The organism is Sphingobacterium lactis, from assembly GCF_051951495.1.
Classification (GTDB): domain Bacteria; phylum Bacteroidota; class Bacteroidia; order Sphingobacteriales; family Sphingobacteriaceae; genus Sphingobacterium; species Sphingobacterium lactis_A.
The window spans coordinates 1563144-1587727 of sequence record NZ_JBNHAS010000001.1; the positions used below are offsets into that span (position 1 = coordinate 1563144).

Sequence of the window (24584 nt, forward strand, 5' to 3'; positions counted from 1 at the left end):
TTTCTTTCTTTGCGATTATATTTAACGGAAATTGATTTTCCCGCCAGCTATTTTACGTTGTTTGGTATTTGTTGGCTTTCCATACACATCTATTACCCCTCCTGCCCTTGTTTCTACATCGGCTGATTCCGTTGCATGAACCTCAGCTTTTCCACCAGCATTTAGACGTACATAGGCTGATTCTGCCTTTAAATCTTTCCCAAAGAAAGACCCTCCAGCTGTACTGTTCACTATGACGCTAGAACATGTTCCTAACAGATCCACACTTGCTCCTGTTGCTAAGACCACATTCACTGCATTCGAGGCAATTTTGGCGCGGATTTTTGCCCCTTCATAAGAGGAAATATTTAAACTATCGCCTTGTAATTCTTCCTGCTCTACATAAAGTTCTGCACCCTTCCTGGCGACCAGTTGTGTAACAGAAGGACTATAGACAACGACACGTGTCTGATTACCTTTCATCAAATAACCGGCCTTCATCTTTAACCGAAGACTAGAGCCTGAAATAACCATCTCCACTTTGTCTGCTAGCTCACCCTCGATCGTTATTTTATTGCTATCGCTTGGAACCAAACTTACCCAAATACGGTCTGTTGCTTCTAAATGATTGATTTCCGGAATAGTCTGATTGATTTGCGCGATGGCAAAATGACTGCAAATACTTAAAAATAATACGAATACGGCTCTAATTTTCATGATGCTAATTTACTTGTTATCTACCTAATAACGCTAATTCTTGGGTAGAATACATATTTGCACCCTTTAAATATTGGTATATTTTTTCCTTTGTAAATTTATCACCTAATTTATAGAGGTTATTTTTCAAGTAATCCTTGTCACTTTCTATATGGTTATGATAACCTAAGTACTTGGGAATGTGGTATTGTATACTTAATCTGATAAAGCGTAACTCCACGTTGTTGGGATTAGATTTCAGTTCCTTTTCTAATCGATCTCGGCCATCTTTAAAAAAGCCCATCTTTTTAAAGGGATTTGAGGTATGCTTGGCCATAAACATATGAAAAGCGGCAGCATATCCGCGTTCAACTGGCGAATCAGCATGTTCCTCCAACTGATTTAAATAACGTTTACACAAGGCCTCATCTTTGACCCCCTTATTGAAGTCATTACGTACAGCATTCAAGTCCAATTGCTGTGCGCGCAAGTCCTCTCCAATCAATAGCACAAAGGCAATTACAAGTACTTTAATCATAATTCTTCTGGTTTATGGACTTAAAATAATAAAAACAATTGGCTTCATTAAAATTTTAACATATTTTTTGTAGATAAAATTTTCCAGGTGTGCAATATTTTTTCAGATTATTCATCTAAATTAAATGTTTTATCATTATTATTGTTTTGTACTTAAATCAATAATTTTTTTCAACTTTTAATCCTGCGTAACATGGAAAATAATGAAAGTCAACAACAGCCGAACCCTTCTCATGCACCTTACAATCATGTTAACAACAACAATGAAAATTTCCAACTCAATCATAAAAGTTTGGGCTACTTAGTCGATGCCGCCAAATGGGCGAAATTAATCTCTTTGATTTCCTTATGCCTAATCGGTGTATACTGTCTTCTTATCATAGCCTTTTTCATCGGTTTCATCCCAGCGGTTGACAACCCATTTTCTAGTATTATTGGGATATTTCCAATGTTCTTTTTCGTTGGTTTAATGCTTATTTGTGCCATCCCAATGTGGTGGTTATATCAATTTAGCATAAAAATTAACTATGCAGTCGAATATAACAACGATTTAGAAATCGAAAATGCTTTTCAGTTCCTAAGAAACCATTATAAGTTTATAGGCATCGCTAGCATTGTTATTATCGCAGCATATTCGGTTTCCTTTTTTATCGGATTTATGATGCTTTTGCCTTCATAAAACTCTTTAAAGGCAACAACAAAAATTCTAAAAACATCGATAATGGCTATTTCTTCGGGAATAGCCTTTTTTGTTATATATACCTGACCAGATTCCATTGTATTTAGACTGTATTTCCTTCCATATTACTTAGGGTTTGATTCGAGACACTTAGGGAATTTCATAGGATCCGAAGGAGTTCCGAACAAGTTCCGAAGGAGATCCGTTAGAGTCTCGAAGCAAACCCCTAGCAAACCCCTAGGAAAGACGATGAAAATACAGACAAAAGACAACAGAAATAGGGATTAGATATGAGATATGAGACCGCTACGCTGTTAGATGTGAGATATTAAATGACTTTTTCAATCCGGGCAGACATTCCGCTGCGCTTAGTGCTGCCCCTACGCGTGGCTGCTATAGGGCGGATAGGAAACTATCTAGGTAATACGTATGGTAGGGGCGGTACTGAGAGAGCTTGTAGAAAAGGGATTTATCCCGTTCGAAAGCGAACGGAATGTCCGCCCGGTTTTTTTAAATACAATAGTTCCATAAGGATTATTTTGATTCTATTTTATGCGGGCGATGCATGCATCGCCCCTACAAACAATCGTGATTTTATTATTCCTAATCAACATAACTGTAGGTCGAAGCATGCTTCGACCGGTTTCTAATAATTAATAATTTCCACTAATACTATTTTTCAATCCGGGCAGACATTCCGCTGCGCTTAGTGCTGCCCCTACGCGTAGGTGCTATAGGGCGGATAGGAAACTATCTAGGTAATAGGTATGGTAGGGGCGGTACTGAGAGAGCTTGTAGAAAAGGGATTTATCCCGTTCGAAAGCGAACGGAATGTCCGCCCGGTTTTTTAAAATACAATAGTTCAATAAGGATTATTTTGATTCTATTTTATGCGGGCGATGCATGCATCGCCCCTACAAACAATCGTGATTTTATTGTTCCTAGCCACCATAAATGTAGGGTCGAAGCATGCTTCGACCGCTCCTTTCCATTCAAAATAACCATCCCTAAAGCAGAAAAAAGATGACTGCCAAAGTCTAAAATCTGTCGTCTATTATCTGATGTCTATCATCTGTTGTCTAACTTCGATCGTCTCAATCCCCCTGCTTACTATGCTTAAACATAAAGTCGTAGATTTTTTCGCCGTGGAATAAGCTTTCTACACTGCCATGTGTTCCACCGGGAATGATAGTTAAGGTTGCATCAGCGTTTTTATCGCACTTCTTGATGGCATTGTAAATCTTTTTTGACTCAGAAGCTGGAACAGCGCGATCCGCACTTCCATGTTGAATCCATAGGGGTACTTGGGTAAGATTGCATGCGTAGGATAGTGTTCCACCACCACAAATAGCCACTGCAGCAGCAAATCTATCGGGATATTTCCCAGCAACATCTAAGGTCCCATATCCACCCATGCTCATTCCACAGATATAAACTCTGTGCTCATCAGCAGGATAATCTTTTAACACATCGTCTAATACATCAATTACTTTGTCTGGATTCCATCCGTTGGAAGTTTGTGGAGCAACAACAATGGCATCTAAATCCTTCCCTCTTTCAATCGCTCTTAATACCCCATAACGTTTTACTCGATTCAAGTCATGACCAGATAAACTGCGGCCATGTAAAAAGACGATTACAGGTAGTTTTTCTTTCTTTTTAACATCCTTTGGAACCCTTACCCAATAGGAATATCCAGATTTTACATGTACAGCTTTCAGTTGAGCTTGGCTATACATCATCGTAAAACTTAATATAATAGTTAATAGAAACGTGATTCTTTTCATAGGATATTTTTATTTATAAATGCCTGTTGCATAGCAGATAACCCAGCTCAGTTTCTGTGAAATCTTTAAAAATAAGGTCGCAAGATAAGGACATCTCCCTTAATGGGCAAATTATTCAAGATAAAATATTAAGCTTAAGTACATTATATTTTTACATGACAATTCTATTACAATTTTTAAAATCTTAGTATATTGTGCATACCATTCAAAACGAGAGATATATGAAGAATTCCATTAAAACCTTGTTGGCTGTATTTGCCATAATCGTAGGATTAACAGCATTTAGCACAGCTCAACAGGACGAAAAGCCAAAGAATCTAAAGGTATTACCAAAAAACATTTCGCACGAGGAGTTAGACAAAATCATGAAGGGGTTTAATATGTCCCTTGGTGTTAAGTGTAACCACTGTCATGCACCAAAAGCCAATGGAGAGCGCGGCTTAGACTTTGCTTCAGACAGTAATCCGAAAAAAGATGTAGCACGTTATATGATTAAAATGACGAATCAAATCAATAAGAAACATTTTAAACATGAACATGAAGGTGTGGTGAAGAACATTAGCTGTAACACCTGTCATAATGGTAAAACGGAAGCATTTACGGTGGTAAAAACCAAGTAATTCTGGATATGAAGCCCAGTATTCAAATTGAATATTGTCCAAAGTGTGGTTGGTTACTTCGTGCAGCCTATATGGCTCAGGAGTTACTAACCACATTTTCTGATGATCTATATGCTGTAAGTCTGCAGCCAAGTGAAATTGCAGGTCGTTACACAATCTACCTGAATCAGGAAATTATTTTTGACCGAAAACGTGAAGGAAGATTTCCCGAAATCAAAGAACTTAAACAGTTGGTTCGCAATCTGGTAAATCCTGATAAACCTTTAGGTCATTCCGACCGATAATACAACAGACATGTTCCCAATGGGCAGATAGTTTCACATTTCTTAACCTAGAAGCTGCTGAAAATTCTGTACTTTTAATCCTCACCCCAACAAATTTATTATACATGCGGATATTACACACGGCGGATTGGCATTTAGGCAAAAAGCTGGACTTCTTTTCCAGATTAGAGGAACAAAAAGAGGTTATGGCGGAAATCTGTCAAATTGCTGATCAAGAAAATGTAGACTTGGTGATAGTTGCTGGCGATTTATACGACACCTTCAACCCTCCCGTAGAGGCTACAGAATTACTATATAAAACATTAAAAAAACTGTCTAATAATGGTAAACGACCTGTTATTGCTTTAGCGGGCAATCACGATTCACCGGACCGTATTGATTCACCAGACCCCTTAGCCCGGGAATGTGGAATCTTCTTTTTTGGTTATCCAGACATGGAAATCAAACCTATTACTGTGGAAGGAGCATTTGATGTGATCCGAGCGGATAAAGGGTTTATGGAAATCAAATTACCCAAATACTATTATCCTGCAAGAATCTTAGTCACACCCTTTGCGAATGAAATTCGCTTAAAACAATTTTTAGGCTTGGAGGATAAATCAGCACAACTGCAAGAGGTCCTAAGGGAAAACTGGTCCTCCCTAGCGCAGCAATATTGCGACAGCTACGGCGTTAACATCCTAACAAGTCATTTATACATGCTGAAAAGAGGTGGAGAAATATTGGAGGAACCAGAAGGTGAAAAACCTATAAAACTAGGTTATGCAGATTTGATTTATTCGGATAGTATTCCAAATCAAATTCAATATACCGCATTGGGGCATTTACATCGGATGCATCAAATTGGTCATGCTGATAAACCAGTTGTTTATCCAAGTAGTCCTTTATGTTATTCATTCTCCGAAAGTGGGCAAGAGAAACAAGTCGTTATTGTTGACCTTGAACCCAATCAATTGGCGAAAAGCTATACTGTCCCATTAAAAACTGGACGTCCCTTATTTCGTAAGCGATTTCAAATAATTGATGAAGCAGTTCAATGGTTACATGAAAACCCTAATTGCCTGGTGGAGTTAACTATTGAAAGTGATAATTTCTTAAGCGCTCAGGATATGAAGCGATTACATGGTGCACATGATGGAATTATTTATATTATCCCGATTGTTAAAAAAGCCCTCCAAGAAAGTGTTGAAGGAAAACAAGTAAACCTAGACCAGGACATGAAAGACTTATTTAAGGATTATTTCAAGTCGAAATATGGTCAAGAAGCCAATGAGGAGTTAATGCAATTGTTTGAAGAAGTATCTGCAGAAAGAACTGAAAAGGAAGATTAAAACATGCTGCCATTATTATTAAGTATTGAAGGGTTATACTCTTATCAAGATAAACAAGTTATCGATTTCAATAAGCTCACAGAAGCGGGCTTATTTGGTATTTTCGGTGCAGTAGGTTCGGGCAAGTCTTCTATATTGGAAGCGATCAGCTTTGCCCTATATGGGGAAACTGAGCGTTTGAATAAAACGGATAGACGGGCTTACAATATGATGAATCTGAAGTCTAATCAAGCGCTTATTGAATTTGAATTCTTAAATTTTGAACAACGGAAATTCAAGTTTGTTGCGCAATGGAAAAGACGGAAGAATTTTGAAGAAACTACAGTTATTGAACGCACAGCTTATGAGTGGAAAAATGAAGCTTGGATTCCTTTAGAATCTGCTGATGCCGGGAAGATAACTAACCTCTCCTACCCTAACTTCCGTAGGACCATCATCATTCCACAAGGTCAATTTAAGGAGTTTTTAGAATTACGTGGCAAAGATCGTTCAGAAATGATGAAAGAGATCTTTATGCTGAACAAATTTGATCTTGGCCCTAAGGTTTCCAGCTTACAAGTAGGCAATAACCGAAAATTAGAGAATTTAAGAGGTGCTTTATCGGGTTTTGAGAGTATCTCAGCAGAAGCATTAACCCTTAAAAAACAAGAGCTAGAGGAGGCTAAGGAAAACTTGGTAAGTAGTCGAGAGGCTTATCAGGAACTACTAGCCAAGGTGCAACAGATGCAGGAGTTTAAGGACAAACGCATTGAATTGCAACAAAAGGAAGCTCAACAACAGGAACTCTTCTCCAGCAAAGAACGGATACAGAAGCAGGAAAAGGAACTGAATAAATACGAACAAACGGCAAATACTTTTAGGGAACCATTGAATAGTTTACAATCCTTAAATGCTGAGCGAGAAGTTTTGATTCGTAAAATTGAAAACCTAAGAAGTAGTAAAGAAAGACAATCGCAAGAAATAGATCATTTAGAAAAAGAAATTCGAGCGATTGAATCGGACTACCTTAATCTCAATAATTTCAGGACTCAGGTAAGCGATTATAAAGCTTTGGTTCAGCTAAAGGAAAATGAACGAAAAATTACAGATTCTGAGCAAAGATTACTAAAAGGCAGTCCATTTGTAGAACGAACAAAGCTTTCTGAGCAGGACCTAGTTGAAAAATTAAGTCAGGCAGAAGCGTCCTTAGAGCAGTTAAAAGCTGAGAAAGTGGATAGCACGCAGTTATTTGCGATGGAAAAATGGTATCAGCAAAGGGAAACACTTTTTGTACAGCTGAATCAACAACAAAGTCTAATCGACCGTTCAACAGAAGAAATAAATAAAGAGGAGGCGATTTTCGGACAGGAAGGATACCATCCGGACAATTGGGAAGATATGATCCGAAAAGAACTTCAACTTTTGGATGTACAATTACAACAACAAAGAGAGCAGGAAACACATCTTCAAGTTCAAGCAAGATTAGGAGGCTTTGCTAGTGAATTGCAAAAGGGTCACCCATGCCCCCTATGTGGTGCATTGGATCATCCACAACCGATGGTTGCTGCACACATACAAGAGGAAATTCAAAAAAACAAGGAGTTGCGTGAGCAATTGGAAAGCAAACGAAATGATTTTCAAAAGCTAAAAGAACGTCTGACACTGGCAACACATGGTATTCGCTCAAAAGGACAGCAACTTGTACAAATTAAGGGAGAACATGGGAATTTGGTATCAGCTGTAGAGCAACATAAAACCTTGTTTGTTTGGGAGGGTTATTCAGCAGAAGACCCAAATGCTTTTGAAGCACAAAAACAAAAGTTAAAGCAAAACGAGGAGGAAATACAGGAACGTGAATCCAATATAAAGCAGTTAAATTCTGATCTTAATCGAACTCGTGAAAACATCCAGAAATACGAGAAAGAATTAGAAACCATCCGTAATGAAATAGCTGTTTTCAAGGGCTTAAACCAACAACACAGCAATGAATTGCAGCTACTGAAATTGAAAGATTATTCAAATCAATCCATCGAAGAGGTCAAAAAGCTAAAGTTAACTTTGGAGAGCCACGTTATTCATGTTGAAAGCAACTACTTAACGCTAAATCAAAAAATCAATAGTAATAAAACGAAATTGGCTGAAGTGGTAGGTCAATATCAATCGGCTATCGATCAGCTTAGCACGTATAATCAGCAATTAAAAGTTCGAAAAGAGCAATTAAGCAAATTACTACAGGAGTTCAAGTTCAATGATATCATTGAGGTTCAGCAGATCATTCAACGCCCCCTCCCTGTAGAGCAAATGCGTAAAGATATTCAACAATATTATGTTCGGTTGGAGGTTCTAGCCTCTCAAATCACATCTCTAAAAGAGTTTTTGGCGAATAAAGCCTACAGTGAAGAAGAATTGGAAACCACAAATGCCTTATTCCAATTAAAGAAGGAAGAATTGGAATTGCAGTTGGCATTAACCGGAGGGTTGGAAAAGGAATTAAACCACCTTTCAGTAGAATTTGGCAAGAAAGAGAAGTTATTGGAGGAGTTTGAGGCATTAAGTAATCGTGCAGCAAACTTAAAAACCTTAGAAAATCTTTTTAAAGGAAACGGTTTTGTAAATTATGTCTCCAGTATTCATTTGCAACAGATGTGCGAGATGGCAAATCATCGCTTTCACCGCCTAACCAGGAATCAATTGAGTTTAAGCATCAACGAGAACAATGAGTTTGAGGTTATAGATTATTTGAACAATGGATATAGACGATCGGTTAAGACGCTTTCTGGTGGTCAAAGTTTTCAGGCTTCTCTATGCTTAGCCTTGGCATTGGCAGAGAACATACAATCGCTGAACAAATCGGATAAGAATTTCTTTTTTATTGATGAAGGATTTGGAACACAAGATGCAGATTCCATCAATACGGTATTTGATACTTTACAGTACCTGCACCAAGAGAATCGAGTTGTAGGTATTATCTCGCATGTGGAGGAGCTTAAGGAGCGTATTCCAAGCTCTGTGACGGTGGTAAAAGATCCTGAAAGAGGTTCTATCGTTAAATCAACGGTTAGCTAGCATTCGATAGATTTTAAGGTTTATAAAAGAAGAAAGGTCTTGCATCACTGCAGGACCTTCTTCAATTAAACATATAACCACTAACTAATATTACTAACCTTATTAACTATTTGAACTATTTACATTAGTTTCTTTAACTTCTTTTTCGACAGGCATTTTACGATCCATACGTTTATGGCGCATTTCCCTGTGTTTAAAGCTTCTACCTTCACGGTCACCTCTATACTTTCTGCCTTCAACAAGTTTGTTTTTATACAGTTCTTGCTGCTCTGGAGTTAACAGTTTCTTTAAAGTCTCATGCTCAGCACGCATTTCTTTGCGATGTACTTCACGAGCTTTCATCAACTCTTCACGTTTTACTTCCAGTTTTTTCGCTTTATCAAGATGGAATTTATAGATATCTTGTTTTTGCTGCTCTGTAAGTTTCAACGCTTTGTCCATATGCTCCGTTTTCAGTTTGGCGACCTCCTCTGGGGATTTTATTTTCCTTTGATGGTCAACCTTCATTTTACGTTCTTTCTGAACTTCCTGACGGACTTCTGGTTTTTTATCTTGCGCTGATGCTGCAAATGTTACTCCTGCTATAAGTGCCGCGATGGCGAATACCTTTTTCATATTGTTATATTTTTATGTTGCTCTTTATCTATTAGAGCTAACATTTAATCGCACGTTTAACGGGCTCTGTGTTAATTAAGGTTAACTTTTGTTAAGCTTTACAGGTAAGATGTTAAAAGAACGATTCGCTTTGTTTGTAAGAGCTTAAAAGAGCCGAATAGTTTAATACAAGGAATGTTAAATATGGTTAAGGAATGTTTATGTGTAGGGAGGAATTATAGTATGTTGAAAATAAAAAGGCTAAAAATCAGTTGGTTTAGTGGCTTGGATAAAATTCTTTTTGGAGAATAAAGTAGAAGCACTATATTTGCATCATTCCAAACGGAAACGCCCAGGTGGCGGAATTGGTAGACGCGTTGGTCTCAAACACCAATGAAGCAATTCGTGCCGGTTCGATCCCGGCCCTGGGTACTGGAAAAAAGCTCGACAATAGTCGAGCTTTTTTAGTATATAGTATGGAGTATTTAGTAGAAAGACCTAGGGTGGGGAGAATGGATTCTATTTAATATTTCACTATTATTGTTCTGCTAATCTATTATTTCTCTTTTATGGAAGGTATTAACCTATTTCTTAGCCCATTTATTCTAGCTTTTGGGGTTTTCCTTATTGGGGAGAAAAACAGAAAATTTAATAAGGTTCTTGGAGTATTGTTGATTGCTGTTGGAGGATATCTTTTTATCGATTCTGTTATATTCCTTATCAAATGGTTTAGCTCAATTTATGGAACCGGAGAATATTCATAAGTTTATTAAGCTTCTAACAATTTTAATAGCTACTTGTTATTTCAATTAGGAGTATATTGCGGTATGGAGAAGACAAGGTTCTTGAAGGGAACAACTATGCTGTTCCTAAAAAATTGATGTAACTTTTATTTATTATAACTCTTAGAAAGTTATATCCTCTTGGATTTTTTTATTGAAAGTAATTAAAAAGTGAATCCCAAATATTTATTCTTTTCTATAAAGAAAATAATGCCAATTATAATTAGTACAATCAAAAAAAGAAAAAATAGATATTTTATAGTTTCTGAAGTTTCATTATCTACATATATATAGTTTTTCTCTGGCTCCGCCACAATTTTTCTTATTTCTTGATTATGATTATTCTCTTCTATTTTATTATACCTCTCTACGATAAATGATTCTAATTTTCCAATATCATTATTAAAAGAATTTAAAAATTCCTCATTAATAAAAAGACTATAAATTTCTGCCCCATCTTTTTTTAAAGCCAATAACTTATCATCAAAATATTCATTCCTGTATAAATAGGTATTTTCTTCGAAATTTAATAGGATCTTATCAGAAGTGAGGTATTCCCAAGCCCCAATTACAACATTTCCATTTTTTGAAATTAAAAGTTGATTTTTATCTCTAAAAATATAGGTAATTGTTGTCAGACCTGTTTCATCTATTAAAATCCATTGTTGATTCTTCAAAGCAGTTTCATCATTGAGTCGCTTGGAGAACTTTTTTATTCTTGGTAAGAAATTTTCGATTACTTTCTTCACAATTTTAATAATGGTTTGTAAAGGTCAAATTAAAGAAGAATATTTAATAAATGAAAGTGCTATATTCAAGAAATAAGTCTCCCAAAACAAATTAGATACTAATACTTTACACAAAAGTAATTGAGCTTATTTTAATTTTTAAAGACTAAAAATTATTCAAACTAAATAATAAAACAAGCAGTTTCAATTGGATTTCTGAAGATTAAATCAATTGATTTTTTTCGTTAATTTTTTACTTTAAATATTCTATATTCGAAAACTAACATTAACTGGGGGAAAGTGCATGGAAGAAAAGAACACCTACATTGTTTATTTAAGAGTCATAGCGACCATATTCGTGGTCTTGATCCATGCTTCTACAGGTTTTCTTTATCGAATTGATACCCATGCTTTCGACTGGACCTACGCCAATTGGATAAATGCTGCGACAAGATGTTCCGTCCCTATTTTTGTTATTATCTCTGGTGCCCTGCTGATTCCAAAAGATGAAAGCACATGGACATTTTATAAAAAACGAATTCCAAAGTTATTGTATCCATTTATCTTTTGGACAATCATCTATTTAATTTATTATTTCTATAAGTTCACCAAATTTGAATTGCTATCAGCAGAAAAAATTTGGTCAATAAGCCAGGACAAGATTCTGCATGGTGCCAATGCACACTTATGGTACCTCTATATGATTATTGGATTATACCTTGCCCTCCCCTTTCTACGCAAAATACTAATACAATCTTCAAGAAGGGAAATTGAAATCTTTCTAGTTCTATGGCTATTATCCATGTTTTTCATGAGCAAGCCGCTATATGCTGTCATGCCTAAGTTTGATTTAACCTTCTTTTCGGGATATATTGGTTATTTGGTATTAGGGTATTATTTGAGCCAATATGACTTTAAATTTAAAAACAAGAAGCTAATTTATCCCTTAATCTACATTTTCATGGTAGTTATTGCTGCTGTAGGGACTCAAATGCTCAATACAGATGTTAAAAAACTTAACACGTTTTTTTACAATTATGTATTTGCAACTACGGCTATTGCTGCTGGTGCATTATTTGTATGGATTAGAGAAATAAGCAAACAAAATAAAGCCCCTGAATGGGTGCTGCTGATCGACAAATATAGTTTTGGGATTTACTTGGCACATATCATCCCTTTGAATTTCCTGCATCCACTTATTTCAACCTTCGTTGGTACTGCATGGGTTATTCCATTAGCTACCATTAGCACCATAATGGTATCCATACTTATAACTTTTATCCTCCGAAAATTGCCTTTTGGAAAATATGTTAGTGGGTAAACTCGGATAATAATACGATCTAAGTTCCTTACCTTCTAGACACAAAAGCTGATATCTTAAGATTTACTTTCTACTCTTTAGATTATAAACTTTCCACAAAACCTAATAATACAACAAAAATTTAACTAAAACATAATATTCAACAATCTATATGATAGTTTAAATTTGTAGTAATGGTTAAAATGCTATGGCAAGTAAAGAAATAGACTTATACATGAAACAGTGGTTAAATGGTGATGAATTAGCCTTTAAGGGGATAATGGATCGCTATTACCATCGTATGCGAACTTTTGCCTTTCAAATGACGCGAAACAGAGAAGATGCAGAAGAATTATCTATGAATGCTTTTCTAAAGTTATGGCAAAATAAAAATCGGATTAAGGATATCTCGAAGCCGGATGATTATTTATTTGGTATTTTAAGGCGAGAGGTCATCGCCCATGCACGAAAAAAGACCATTGTTTTGGAACCAATGGATCAAATGGACTTGAATCAATTAGGTACAACTGAGGAGCTTCAAATCAATCTAAAAGATATTAAAGACAAATATCAAGAGGCATTAAAGAAGCTAAGTCCACAGCAAAAGCTAATTTTCAAAATGAGCCGAGAACAAGAATTGAGTCAACTTGAAATTGCCAAAAAAACCGGACTAGCCATCAATACCATCGGAAATCATATGAATGCAGCATTAAAGATTTTCCGTGAAGAGCTCAAAGAATTCCCTAAAGTCATATTAATAGTTTTTCTCTGTTACCCCACTTGTGAAAGTTTAGACTTGATTTTCCCACTTCTTCCCTAAAGTTCAAAATGAAGTAAATATTAAGTATTACAGCTCAATATTAACAAATCGTGAAATTTAACTTTTCCATTAGTGGCAGAGACTGAGAATCGCATTGTTCTATTTGAAGGCAAAAAAAGCCTAAGAATAAAACAACAAAAAATGGTCAAGCCATCAAAGGAAACAGTTATTCGGTATCTAAAAGGAAATGCTGACGGGGATGAAAAAGGAATAGTAGAACTATACCTCAGCATGGATATGGATAGTTCATATTTAGAAGCTTGCATCAGGGAGGTTTGGCAAGAGCTAGAACAAACTAATGATCCCGAAGATGACCATGAAGAAAAACTTAAGTTTTACCAGCTATTTGAATCAAGGAAACTTGAATTCATTCAATACCCACCTAAACTTCCATATAAAGAAAACAAAAAAAGATTTTCTCTAACCAGCAATTGGATTAGTTCTATTGCAGCTGCTCTCATCTTAATCAGTTCCATTTTATTCTTAAAGAACTTTTGGCAACAGGAATCATCCAATCCTGAGACATTTGATAAAATTACCCGTATTGATCCAAACAGTGATCAAGCAGAATTGATTCTTCCAAATGGTGATAAAATCACCCTTACAGAGCAAAGTGAGGAGATCTTACTACCAAATGCACATTTAAAAATTGAAAAAAATGAAGCTGGTGAAATAATTTATAGATCGCTGATTCCTAAATCAGCACAATTAACCACTTTGAACACGATTAACACCCCTATTGCAGGACGATTTCAAATTATTCTACCTGATGGTTCAAAAGCTATCCTGAATGCAACATCCAGTATTCGTTATCCTCAGAAATTCCCATCACATGAAAGGCGAATAAGCATGAAGGGGGAAGTTTATTTTGAAATTGAAAAGGTACATGATTCGAAGAAAAGAAAAATACCTTTTATTGTCGAAACTGATAAGCAAGAGATTCAGGTATTAGGCACCAAGTTTAATGTAAATGCTTATTCAGATGAGCCATTTACCAGTACCACCTTAGTAGAAGGAAGTGTACAGGTTAAAGCTAAAGAAAGTGCAGAAATCCTATTATTGAAACCAGGTCAAGAAGCACGATTAGGCAATAACTTCCAACTGTTAGATGCGGATTTAGATGCGCTTTTAGCATGGAAAAGCGGGGATTTTTATTTCCAACAGGAAGACTTATCAAGTATTTCAAGGAAGCTTTCAAGATGGTATGGAGTAGACATCTCCTATCCTAAGAGTTTGCAACATATTCGATTAACAGGGGTATTTTCTAAGTCCGCTTCCCTTTCCACGATCATAGAGAGTTTAAAAAATATACATACCCTACATGTGACATACTTAGCTAAAGAAAGGAGGATTGTTTTGCAAGAATAGTACTAACCGAAACCATTTAACAAAAACGGAAGATGCTACCAACATCTTCCGCAGAATCATAGTTAAATCTAGAAAAATTATCCATAGAGTTCTTAATAAAATTAACTACAAAACAAAAGTATGAATTTTTATCAAATCATGCGCATTATGAAAATTTGCATGGTCTTACTCACCTGTATATTGATGCAGGTCAGTGCCGCTAGTTTTAGTCAAGAATTAATCCTCAACAAACAGGAAAGTTCAGTAGCTGATATCTTAAAACAGATTCGCAAACAAAGTAATTATAACTTTTTGTTTGATGCTACCCAATTCAAAGATCTTCCTAAAATTAAGGTTCAGCAACAACGTGGAAACCTAAAACAGATTCTTGATGGAGCATTTGCTGATTTACCTATTGAATACAGCATCAACAACCAGACTATTGTTATCAACAGAATAAATGAAAAAGCAAGTTCTTCTGTGGTCCAACAACAGTTTATTATCCGTGGTGTTGTTTTGGATGCAAAAGACAAAACTCCTATTCAAGGTGTATCAGTAAGGATTAAAGGTGCACGTCAAGGTGCTGTAACAGCTCCTAATGGGAGTTTTCAAATTACCGTGCTTGGTACTAATAACATATTAGTATTTACGAATGTGAGCTACCAAACCAAGGAACAGTCCGTAAAATCGGGCGATAGTAACATTCAAGTTTTATTAAACCCATCGGTCACCAAGTTGATGGAGGTGACTGTCCAAGCACGTCAAAATACCCGGACTGAGATTGCTGTCTTAGAAGAACGAAGGAAAGCCTCTATTGTACAAGATGCGATATCGGCTCAACAAATTGAGCGTACCGGAAGTATAACAACTACACAAGCCTTACAAAGAGTATCCGGAGTAACTATTACTGACGATAAATACGTGGCCATTCGTGGTCTTGGAGACCGTTCAGTTATTGGACAATTAAATGGTGTAAGGTTGGCTTCATCAGATCCTGATCGTAGTGCCATTCCTTTGGACTTGGTTCCAGCATCCTTGTTAGATAATATCACGATTTATAAGACGGTAACACCAGATAAGCCGGCAGATGCCGCCTCTGGTATTGTGGAATTAAAAACGAAATCAATTCCTTCGGAAATGACCTTTGAGGTAATTGCTCAAAGTGGATACAATTCCAATATTGGCGTTGGTGGTAATTACAATAGCTTTTGGAATAGTGATATGGGGCTAATGGGGACCAGGATTAATAAAAAGAATTTGTCATCTGAGTTCTTAAATCTCTCTTCCCAATATCCCAATGGTCTAAACACGATTCAGAACATGATTGCTCAAAGCAATTACAATCCCAATGTTCGACAAGAAGTGGGAAGAATTAATTCATTGATGCAAGGTTTTGATCCAATCTTAAGTACCCAAACGCAACGAGCTCCACTAAACCAATTGTATTCAGCTACCTTTGGTAATAGTTACGAGCTATTTGGAAAACACAGGCTAGGAGTAATTTTGGGTGGTAACTATTACCGTCGGACAAGTAACATCCATAATGGGGACTTAACACAATACAGCATTTACCAAGGTGTTGTTACTGGTAACCCCTTAATATTCAGTCAACGAAAGATTCCAAACTTTACAACGACCAACAACATCGTGATGGGTAAATACCAAACCTATCAAGAGCATACAGGAAATGAAAATTTAAATTATGGTGCATTGACGGGTCTGGCTTATCGCTTCAGCCCTATTCATGAGATTAGTTTTCAATATTTAGGCAGTTGGGGTGCAGAGAATACGGCCTCTAATCTTCGCGGAGGATACTACTATGCTGGTCTTCCAGGGGAAGTCAATAGTACTACTTATTCATTAAAACAGACTTTTAGAACCTTGCATACTTTTAATGTTCAAGGTGTCCATAAGTTTTCTAATAAGGAATTATCACCAAAACTTAGTTATAACCTCGCAAGTTCAACCTCATCGCAAAATGACCCAGATTATCGCTTTGTTAACATGGTAGATTACAAACCAAGGTATGGTGGCGTTATTGCCATGCCAAGGATTGGATCACATCACCTAGGTGGAGGAATTGAATACACTTATACAGATCGATATTATGCCTTATCTTCTGGTTATGTGAATGGATTTGGTCCTTATGGTATTATCCAAGCCGATCCAAATGGTCGTCGTTGGAGAAAATTAGATGAGGTCAATTACAATTACAAGGCAGATTTAGCCATACCATTTCGCTTATTCGGATCAACACAGGAATTTAAAGTCGGAGGAAATTATTTAAGTAGAGAACGGGAATTTGGTGAAAATGTATTATTTCTACCGGGTTCTAACTTTTCAGGAAACCCAGGAGCCAATCAACAATTTGCTACTCAACCACTATATGAAGTTTATGGAAACCTAAATCGCCTGGTTAGTAATGAGGTAGTCGGTATTAAAGTTCCAACATCTGCGGTTGGGGAAGGTGATTTTCCAGTAGGAGGATTTTTATATAACATTAAGAAATCACCTAACAATTACCGTGGATTTTATGTGACTAATGCCTTTTATGGTATGATGGACTTAAAGGTCTTCGAGAATTTAAGATTTGCTGGGGGTGTTCGTTTTGAAAACACCAATATACAATCTTCAGTAGATACTTCGAATGTGTTTTTGGACCCATCCTTACTTGCTGCCAAAACAGATGGAACGGTAAACTTAAATCCGCAGAATCCGAATTCTGCGTATAAGCAAGGTTATAAGCCTTTTTATTCCTTAAACGCGACCTATACCCTACATGACAACATGAACTTTAGGGTAGCTTTCAATACAACCTTAGCTCGACCAGAATTAAGGGAAATCACCAATGTGTTTGAATTCGATGCTTTCCAAATGGGCCTTGTTGTAGGTAATAACGCCTTGAGAAATCAATCGACAAAGAACTTAGATTTCCGATGGGAATGGTTTCCAAATGCAGGAGAAGTAATTGCCATTTCTGCCTTTGGCAAACAGATAGATAATCAATTGGTAAAAGTATACAGCATGCGAACGGAAGGTGTTTTGTCTCAATTCCCAGAATACCCAATCATTCAATTTCAGAATGATCCAAACCGAGGTCGTGTATACGGTTTAGAGTTGGAACTAGTAAAGAATCTTGGTAGTTTTTGGGATCCAGCAAGGGACTTCTTTCTAGGATCCAACTTATTAATTGCTCAGAGTAATATCAAGAAAACTCAAGAAAGATTAAATGCGAATTGGTCTGTTGATAGAAATGCACCTAAAAACAGTCCACTCTTCGAGCAAGCTCCTTACAGCATCAATGCCTGGTTAAATTATACCAATAAAAATTGGGGAACAGATTTAACCTCAACATACAACATGGTAGGAGAACGATTAATTCAAATCAATTTAACTGGTGAACCAGACTTATATACCCAACCATTTGGCATGTTGGATTTTGTGTTGACACAAAAGATAAATAAACGAATTGTCTTTAAGGGATATGCCAAGAATGTTCTTAATCCAGCAATAAAGACCGTTTATGCGAATCCAAATACCGGTGGCAAATGGTATGGCAATGAATATATCAATAGAAGTTATAAACGAGGTGCCGAACTGATGTTTGGTTTCACCTATAACCTATTTTAATATGAAAACAATACTAAAAAACAAACGAGCAATCAATCTCATGCTACTTTTCAGTCTATTGGCTGTTCTCATTTCTTGTAAAAAAGAAAATCCAGACTTCAAATATGATTATCGTAGGGATTTGAGCAATATGAACAAATCCATGGTCCGTTTAGTCAATCTCTCCAAAAACCCACAATTAATTGCTGATGGCGATTCACTCACCAATTTCTTTGTAGCACCAAGAAGAGCTGGCTACATTCCTCCAATTGAAACGACCCCTCCTGGGACTAAGTATTTCCCAAAAGACGGCCGATTAGGTTTAATATGGGACATTCCCCAAGAATTATTTAAGAATAGTGCAGGAATAAATTTTGAAGTGAGCCATGTAAAACATGTAACCGAATTGGTTTCTGCAGAGCCTTTTGGTTTTACTGCAACTGACGGAAAGAATCAAGCAAAAGATTATTATTTCTTACGGAATAACACTTCAGAAGTACAAAACCCTACAAATTACGTAGAAATTCCAAGAAGCATTACCGCACCAAGTAAACCTGATCATTTTAAGATTCGGATAATTAATTTGGCAAGAAAATTTTCTACAACAAATCCTATGGAAGACCTTGCTGGTCCAGTTTCATTAACTTTTGCTGATGGCACAGCGGTCAATGAGAAAACTTCCAATATCGCAGTTGACGCATGGTCGGATTATGTAGAAGTACCTTATGGTACTTATCAATTTAAAGTACTAAGTACTGATGGCCGTCAATTGCCCGGACAAGGACAAACCCAAGGAGTAAGTATTTTCCCTAAAACTTCAGATATGGAGGGAGTTGATGATGCTCAAACAGGATTGATTTATGGTGCTATTCAAACTTATCAACCTGGTGGAGTTTACAGTATTGTGGTTCATCCAGATGACTTTACCTGGACTTCTGGCAAAAATGACATGAATAATGTACAAAATTGTTATCGAACAATAGCAGATATTTCAGAACCTCTTAATCGAACATTTACCCGATTACAACTTGCAAATGCGTTGATTAATCAAGATTTAACCCTATCCATAGATGGAAAAATCAGTGCTTCAACCACAGCTACTCAATCTTCAGAATATATCCATTTAGTAGCCGGGAAACACCTCTTAGAAGTAAAAAACAAAGCAGGTGAAGTGGTTTATTCGGAAGAGAAAGAACTATTGGCGGGACAAAACTACAGTTTATGGCTACATCTCGATGAGGCTAATAAAATACATGGCTCACTTGCTGCCAATAACCTTTCAGGTAGTACCTATATAGGGCAAAATAAAAATGGAAACAATGCCATTTATGAGAGAATGAAATTGAGCTATTTTTTCCATTTCCGTTATTTTAACTTCTGTAAGCAGCTCCCTTTATTAACAGTAGCCAGTTCAGAAGGTCAAAACTTCCTAACCGATAGATATGCAGTAACCGGGGCGAATATCCCTTTGAATCAAATGAATTATACCGACAATTACGCCACTATATTATTTAGCAAAGCAGATTTTAAGGGTTCTCCTTATTATTTCACCGCTTTCAGATCGGAAATAGGACGTGTTCCAGGGGATTGGTTAAGAAATATTTCTCCTCTTTCCAGTGAAAGTTTAATTAGGAATAAGGCACTTTATACGAAGGTTAATCGAAAAGTCCCAGTACATGAACCCGGCGTCTATTCTATTGCCCTTATCGGTGATTTAAGTAAGACCAATGAGCAAGAAAAACCAAGATTCATGATTGTAAAACACACCAAATAAATCAATGGCTATGAAAATTAATAATATTATTGCCTTTTCCGGAAGAACAAAAAAAGCTTTTTATGGCTTTCCTATAATTTTACTCCTTCTGATCAATTCACTCTTTTCATCATGTGAAAAAATAGAGTATAATACAGTAGAAAACCCTGCCTATATCCGTGTTTTCAATAACATGACTTATACACTGACCCTTCAAAATAAGGATGAGCCTCAACCATTTTTCTGTATGTTTATTGATCCTGAATTTGATGAAACGGGCAAACCTATTTCTGGATTAGTTGTTGGGGATCATTTGGATAAAAGAAACCTTTATGCTGCTCCAAATGCGGCTCATGCAGGGTTAAGTACATCTAAATTTAACCCAGAATATCCAGGTAAGGAATTAGTTCCTACAGCTCCAATATTGAATGGATTTGACTTGACGAATTGGGCACAGATACCTGCAGGTAAAAGAAGGTTTCTATTTATGGCAAGACCAATAAGCGCAATCCCATTCTCTCAACTACCTGATGAACAACAGCGAATTATATTTCTAGACACTACAATTGACCTTTCAGAACGTGAGGTTTATACACTACATATTCTACAAAAAGATTTTAAGACCAAGAAAAATGGCTTATATGTTCGTCAGGAAAACTTCCATAAACAACCCTTTTCAGACACAATCTCCTATGTAAATTTTTATAATCTGAGTGCAAAGGGATTTGTAGGGGCCGGAGATATATTTAAAACACCAGTACCTTTCCCGAATGAATCCTTTCAATATGGAATAGTTGATACCGTTAATGTTTTTTTATCGATTATAGAGCCTGGATTGGATAACACCGGAAAAACGGTTCATACGCGTTTGCCAAACTTCAGTTATCAATTTGCAGGTACAGTATACAATACCGTTAATGACCCGAAAGTTTCAAAATATTATGGATTTCCGGTAATTCAAAATATTAAAAATAAAATATTTAACGATACATGGCAATATATCCAATTTTGCAGCCCCCCAATTGACCCTAAAACAAGCAGTATAATCCCAGAAGTTCCAGATCATTCTTATTTGAGTCATCCATACAAATCCTATCTTGGAAACTATGCATTTATAAAACTTGATAATAACCAATACAAACCTAGCGATAATAGAAATACTTTTTTGCCTGGTCTAACGGCACAAGTTCACTCAGGCATTAATAATCCGAAAAGCATGAGCTTAATTAGTAGTATCGAGATTGTAAATGGCCATGTCTTTCTGACAAGTATTCAACGAAAATTTCCACAACCAATTTATTAATCATGAAAAATCCTTTAAAAAACATTATTTACTATTTCTTATTTCTCATAGGATTTTGTCTTTATTCATGTAAACATGAAGATTTAAACATCTTTAAGGAATCCGAAAATTTAGCAAATATTATAGACTTCAGTAAGAATAACTATGAACTAACGTTATTCCATGCTGCCTTAAATCAGGTTGGATTAACAGAAACCTTGACTTCTGAAGGTCCATATACATTTTTCGCCCCTAGCAATAAAGCTTTTAACGATATTGGAGTTACAAAAGCTTCTGATTTTGCTTCAATGGATCAGGACAGTTTAAAAATGATGTTGTCTTATCATATTCTTCCAAGGCGACTAAATTATTCAGATGTTCCCCCAGGTACGATTGATAATAAATATACTAATTTGGCAAATTTAGAGGTTTATTTAGGAAATCGCTTTTTTATAGGTTGTAGTACTTGTACCCCCATAATTGATTTTTATATAAATGGTGCATCGATTCAAAAACTAGGGACAGATATCCCTTTGACGAATGGAGTATTACATGTTATAAATAAAGTGTTGAAGTATAAACCTTCAGTACAAGATATTCTATTATCGAAAGAAAAATACTCTTTTTTCGTCCAATTTCTCAAACAAATGAGGAAATGGGATGAACTAAGTGAATCTGGTCCTTTCACCATTTTTGCTCCTACTAATGATGCGTTTTTAAAGGAAAAAATAACGTTAGAACAAATCAAAAGTTGGAATCCTTCAAATTTCCATAATAGGTTTTGGAGTGTATACCTAGTTTATAATCATTTTTTCTTGTCCGACATGGATGTTTTTGGAAATTTACCCGGCTCTGGATATTATAGGGCACCATACTACAAATCTAAAATTAGGGGTGACGAAAATTATTCCTTTGGAATCTCTACTGAATCCCCTCGTAAACCATTTATTATTGATAATAGGAAAACTAATCAAAATCAACCAGATCGAGAATCATCATTAGAACCAATTTCCGAATTAGACTATAAAGCTGAAAATGGTATAGTGAATGGTATATCCAACCTTTTAGTATTGCCAACAGAAGCAAAAATAGATAAAAACCAAAAAGATGAAAACAAATAAACAAAATATTATTCTGTATATCATTTCCATTATTTTTTTAGGATTTTTAACGAATTGCCAAAAACAAGAGTTTTTACCAGAACCAATCGGGAAAGAAGTGCCAGAAAAAGATGCTCCATCTTTAACTGATATTATTAAAACAGAGGCAAGTCTATTCTATATTGTGTGGGAAAAAGCTGGAATGGACAAAATATTGAAATCCGATTATCCGCAAACACAATTTACTTATTTAATCCCTAGTAATGAAGCAATGGAAAAAGCTGGGTATTCAGAAATGAAGATTAAAGGCTTAGATATTGAAAAACTACAAGAGATCATAAGGTTCCATATAATAGATCAAAAAATCGATGAAAATAATCTCGTTTCCGCCAATTTAGACATTGCTTGTCGAACTTTATTAAAACACAATAAAGTATACAATAGCGCCAGAGCTTTTGGTGCACAAAATGTGATCATTCCCTATTTTTATAAACATTACATTTCATTTAAAAACAAGAGCCTTATAATAAACGGAAAAGAAAGGAATTACTTAAAGCAAATAGATACAAAGCAAGGTTCTGCATGGATAATTAATCATGTTCTAAAAATTTTTGATACTCAAATGCTTGATGTACTTAAACAAGACAAACGTTTTTCCTTATATATTAAAGCTATTGAATACAGTATGCCAAATTATTTCAAGGAAATTAAAACAAATCTATTTTATCAATTTAAATTGCCTATTCAGTTCCAATTAGACTTTTTTTATATATTCCCTGGATCTGTTTTTGAAAGTCAATCGTATAAAAGAGATTTAATTTACCTAACATTATTTGCACCAACAAATGAAGCATTTAATCATATTGGAATATTTAATGAAGATGATCTTATTAAACTTTACAAACGTGTTCCAGTACCTGCTTACTATGGTGAATCTGCTTCTAGTCCAATCGATAGTTTATTAGCGAATCACAATTTTAGCAGAATAGATAATTCACTCTTCTTCAATAATAATAACCTAGGTATAGAAATAGTAGGAACGCAAGGTTATGTTCATTATTCAACAGCTTTCGATAATCCTAATTTTAAAAAATTAATAGTAAGGACGAGGGGACAAAGTCCTTATGTATTTTATCCTGATTTCTCCTTTAATAAAAAGGATGGTAAATATTTTGTATCTCATAAGAACAGTAATGTAAATGATGTAAATATTATTGAATCAGATATTAATTCACTACAAGGTCCTATTCATGTTGTTAATCGAATCCTTGTCCCTAAAGGATTCACTATGTGGCATCTTAAAAAATAAATCATCATGAAACATTATTCATTATTCTATATTCCATTCCTGTTCTTATTCGCTTATTCATGTAATTCTACTGTTTCAGAAATAGAGCTAAAGGATAGAAACACATTACATCAGGTAGTAAGAGACAATTTTGGTCTCCAATTTTTGGCGACTTCTTTGCATAAAACAGGCATCTCCAAAACACTAATGGAAGCAGGCCCTTTTACTTTACTTGCCTCTTCTGACCAGGCCTTCAAAGATGCAGGCTACAAAGATCCGGCAGCAGTTTATATGGAAGATGCTAGCAAGTTAGAGCTAATCACAAAATACCATATTTTAAAATCTGAATTAATCATTTCTAAGGTAAAAATGGGATATAACCAACCATTAGAAACGCTATTGGGCACCGAAGCTTACTTGAGTAAAGTGTTATATGGGAAAGATACCATGCTAACCATAAATGGAAGCATAATTCTTCAGCCCGATACAAAAGCCTCTAATGGAATGATGCAGGTAATCAATAATCTTTTATTACCCAATGCACACAAAAATCTGCTTGATGGTTTATCAGCTATTTCCGATATTTCCTTATTCTACCAAGCATTAAAATCTTCTGGCATTACTGAACAATGGAAACCAAATGAAAAATTCACTGTTTATGCCCCAACCAATCTTGCCATGCGGAATGCTGGTTATTCCAGTTTAGAGCAAATTGTGGAGACACCCAAAGAAAAACTAATTGAATTAGTGGAATGGCATATTTGTAAAGATCAAAAATTTAAACAAGATTATCGGTTTTTAGCTCCTGAAGGAAAAAATGTCTATTCAGAAAAGTCACTTAACAACAAAGACATTCCTATAATCATCCAGGATTACTGGAGAGATAGAAGAATAGTTGATAAGCTTGAAATCCGAGTTGGCTCGCAGTATATCCAGCCAACAAAATATGATATCATAACAGGAACAGGGATAATACACATTATTGGTCGAACATTCAATTAACCTTTAAGCGCACAAGAAAAT

The 24584-nt window shown here is 35.7% G+C and carries 19 protein-coding genes and 1 tRNA gene; 15 read left to right on the forward strand and 5 right to left on the reverse strand.

All coding sequences use genetic code 11. The features are described from left to right. Positions 1-21: 21 nt before the first annotated feature. A complete protein-coding gene (locus tag ACP6L2_RS06685; RefSeq protein WP_440508487.1) occupies positions 22-696 on the reverse strand; it encodes a head GIN domain-containing protein in 675 nt (224 codons plus the stop codon). A 16-nt stretch (positions 697-712) separates the two neighbouring features. Continuing rightward, on the reverse strand, positions 713-1213 hold the full coding sequence (locus tag ACP6L2_RS06690; protein WP_440508488.1) for a hypothetical protein: 501 nt from the start codon (positions 1211-1213) through the stop codon (positions 713-715). Positions 1214-1405: 192 nt separating this feature from the next. On the opposite strand from ACP6L2_RS06690, the gene ACP6L2_RS06695 reads away from it, so the two are divergent. Beyond that, complete coding sequence (locus ACP6L2_RS06695; protein WP_440508489.1) at positions 1406-1891, forward strand: hypothetical protein; 486 nt, start codon at positions 1406-1408, stop codon at positions 1889-1891. 1094 nt (positions 1892-2985) lie between these two features. On the opposite strand, the gene ACP6L2_RS06700 is transcribed toward ACP6L2_RS06695, so the two are convergent. Beyond that, positions 2986-3678, reverse strand: a complete 693-nt coding sequence (locus tag ACP6L2_RS06700; protein ID WP_440508490.1) for a prolyl oligopeptidase family serine peptidase — start codon at positions 3676-3678, stop codon at positions 2986-2988. A 221-nt stretch (positions 3679-3899) separates the two neighbouring features. Here ACP6L2_RS06700 and ACP6L2_RS06705 point away from each other — a divergent pair, with 221 nt between their 5' ends. The 4 genes from ACP6L2_RS06705 to ACP6L2_RS06720 all read left to right on the forward strand — a co-directional run bounded on the left by ACP6L2_RS06705 (position 3900) and on the right by ACP6L2_RS06720 (position 8958). After that, the gene (locus ACP6L2_RS06705; protein WP_440508491.1) at positions 3900-4298 is read left to right on the forward strand and encodes a c-type cytochrome; all 399 of its coding nucleotides are present in this window, start codon (positions 3900-3902) and stop codon (positions 4296-4298) included. 8 nt (positions 4299-4306) lie between these two features. Beyond that, entirely contained in the window at positions 4307-4582 is a 276-nt protein-coding gene (locus tag ACP6L2_RS06710) for a SelT/SelW/SelH family protein (RefSeq protein ID WP_440508492.1), read from the forward strand. A 104-nt stretch (positions 4583-4686) separates the two neighbouring features. Then, positions 4687-5913: a metallophosphoesterase family protein gene (locus ACP6L2_RS06715; protein ID WP_440508493.1), complete on the forward strand. Its 1227-nt coding sequence runs from the start codon at positions 4687-4689 to the stop codon at positions 5911-5913. 3 nt (positions 5914-5916) lie between these two features. Then, positions 5917-8958: an SbcC/MukB-like Walker B domain-containing protein gene (locus ACP6L2_RS06720; protein WP_440508494.1), complete on the forward strand. Its 3042-nt coding sequence runs from the start codon at positions 5917-5919 to the stop codon at positions 8956-8958. 102 nt (positions 8959-9060) lie between these two features. Here ACP6L2_RS06720 and ACP6L2_RS06725 read toward each other — a convergent pair whose 3' ends face one another. Then, a complete protein-coding gene (locus ACP6L2_RS06725; RefSeq protein WP_440508495.1) occupies positions 9061-9573 on the reverse strand; it encodes a hypothetical protein in 513 nt (170 codons plus the stop codon). Between the two features lie 329 nt (positions 9574-9902). Here ACP6L2_RS06725 and ACP6L2_RS06730 point away from each other — a divergent pair. Further along, a tRNA-Leu gene (locus ACP6L2_RS06730) sits at positions 9903-9984 on the forward strand. 514 nt (positions 9985-10498) lie between these two features. Here ACP6L2_RS06730 and ACP6L2_RS06735 read toward each other — a convergent pair. After that, on the reverse strand, positions 10499-11083 hold the full coding sequence (locus ACP6L2_RS06735) for a hypothetical protein (protein WP_440508496.1): 585 nt from the start codon (positions 11081-11083) through the stop codon (positions 10499-10501). 283 nt (positions 11084-11366) lie between these two features. Between ACP6L2_RS06735 and ACP6L2_RS06740 the strand changes: the two genes are divergently transcribed. The 9 genes from ACP6L2_RS06740 (at position 11367) to ACP6L2_RS06780 (ending at position 24563) form a co-directional block, all read left to right on the forward strand. Beyond that, a complete protein-coding gene (locus ACP6L2_RS06740; RefSeq protein WP_440508497.1) occupies positions 11367-12383 on the forward strand; it encodes an acyltransferase in 1017 nt (338 codons plus the stop codon). Between the two features lie 187 nt (positions 12384-12570). Then, positions 12571-13182 (forward strand): RNA polymerase sigma factor, encoded by a 612-nt coding sequence (locus ACP6L2_RS06745; RefSeq protein ID WP_440508498.1) that lies wholly within the window; start codon positions 12571-12573, stop codon positions 13180-13182. Positions 13183-13323: 141 nt separating this feature from the next. Further along, on the forward strand, positions 13324-14550 hold the full coding sequence (locus tag ACP6L2_RS06750; protein WP_440508499.1) for a FecR family protein: 1227 nt from the start codon (positions 13324-13326) through the stop codon (positions 14548-14550). A gap of 120 nt (positions 14551-14670) precedes the next feature. After that, positions 14671-18159 carry a carboxypeptidase-like regulatory domain-containing protein gene (locus tag ACP6L2_RS06755; RefSeq protein WP_440508500.1) on the forward strand — a complete coding sequence of 1163 codons (3489 nt, stop codon included), beginning with the start codon at positions 14671-14673 and terminating at the stop codon, positions 18157-18159. Position 18160: 1 nt separating this feature from the next. Beyond that, positions 18161-19912: a hypothetical protein gene (locus tag ACP6L2_RS06760; RefSeq protein ID WP_440508501.1), complete on the forward strand. Its 1752-nt coding sequence runs from the start codon at positions 18161-18163 to the stop codon at positions 19910-19912. Positions 19913-19922: 10 nt separating this feature from the next. Next, complete coding sequence (locus tag ACP6L2_RS06765) at positions 19923-21194, forward strand: hypothetical protein (RefSeq protein WP_440508502.1); 1272 nt, start codon at positions 19923-19925, stop codon at positions 21192-21194. A 2-nt stretch (positions 21195-21196) separates the two neighbouring features. After that, a complete protein-coding gene (locus ACP6L2_RS06770; RefSeq protein ID WP_440508503.1) occupies positions 21197-22294 on the forward strand; it encodes a fasciclin domain-containing protein in 1098 nt (365 codons plus the stop codon). Next, positions 22281-23582: a fasciclin domain-containing protein gene (locus ACP6L2_RS06775; protein WP_440508504.1), complete on the forward strand. Its 1302-nt coding sequence runs from the start codon at positions 22281-22283 to the stop codon at positions 23580-23582. Before ACP6L2_RS06770 ends, ACP6L2_RS06775 begins: the two co-directional genes overlap by 14 nt. Positions 23583-23588: 6 nt before the next feature. Next, positions 23589-24563, forward strand: coding sequence for a fasciclin domain-containing protein (locus ACP6L2_RS06780; RefSeq protein WP_440508505.1), 975 nt, complete (start codon positions 23589-23591; stop codon positions 24561-24563). Positions 24564-24584 lie beyond the last annotated feature (21 nt).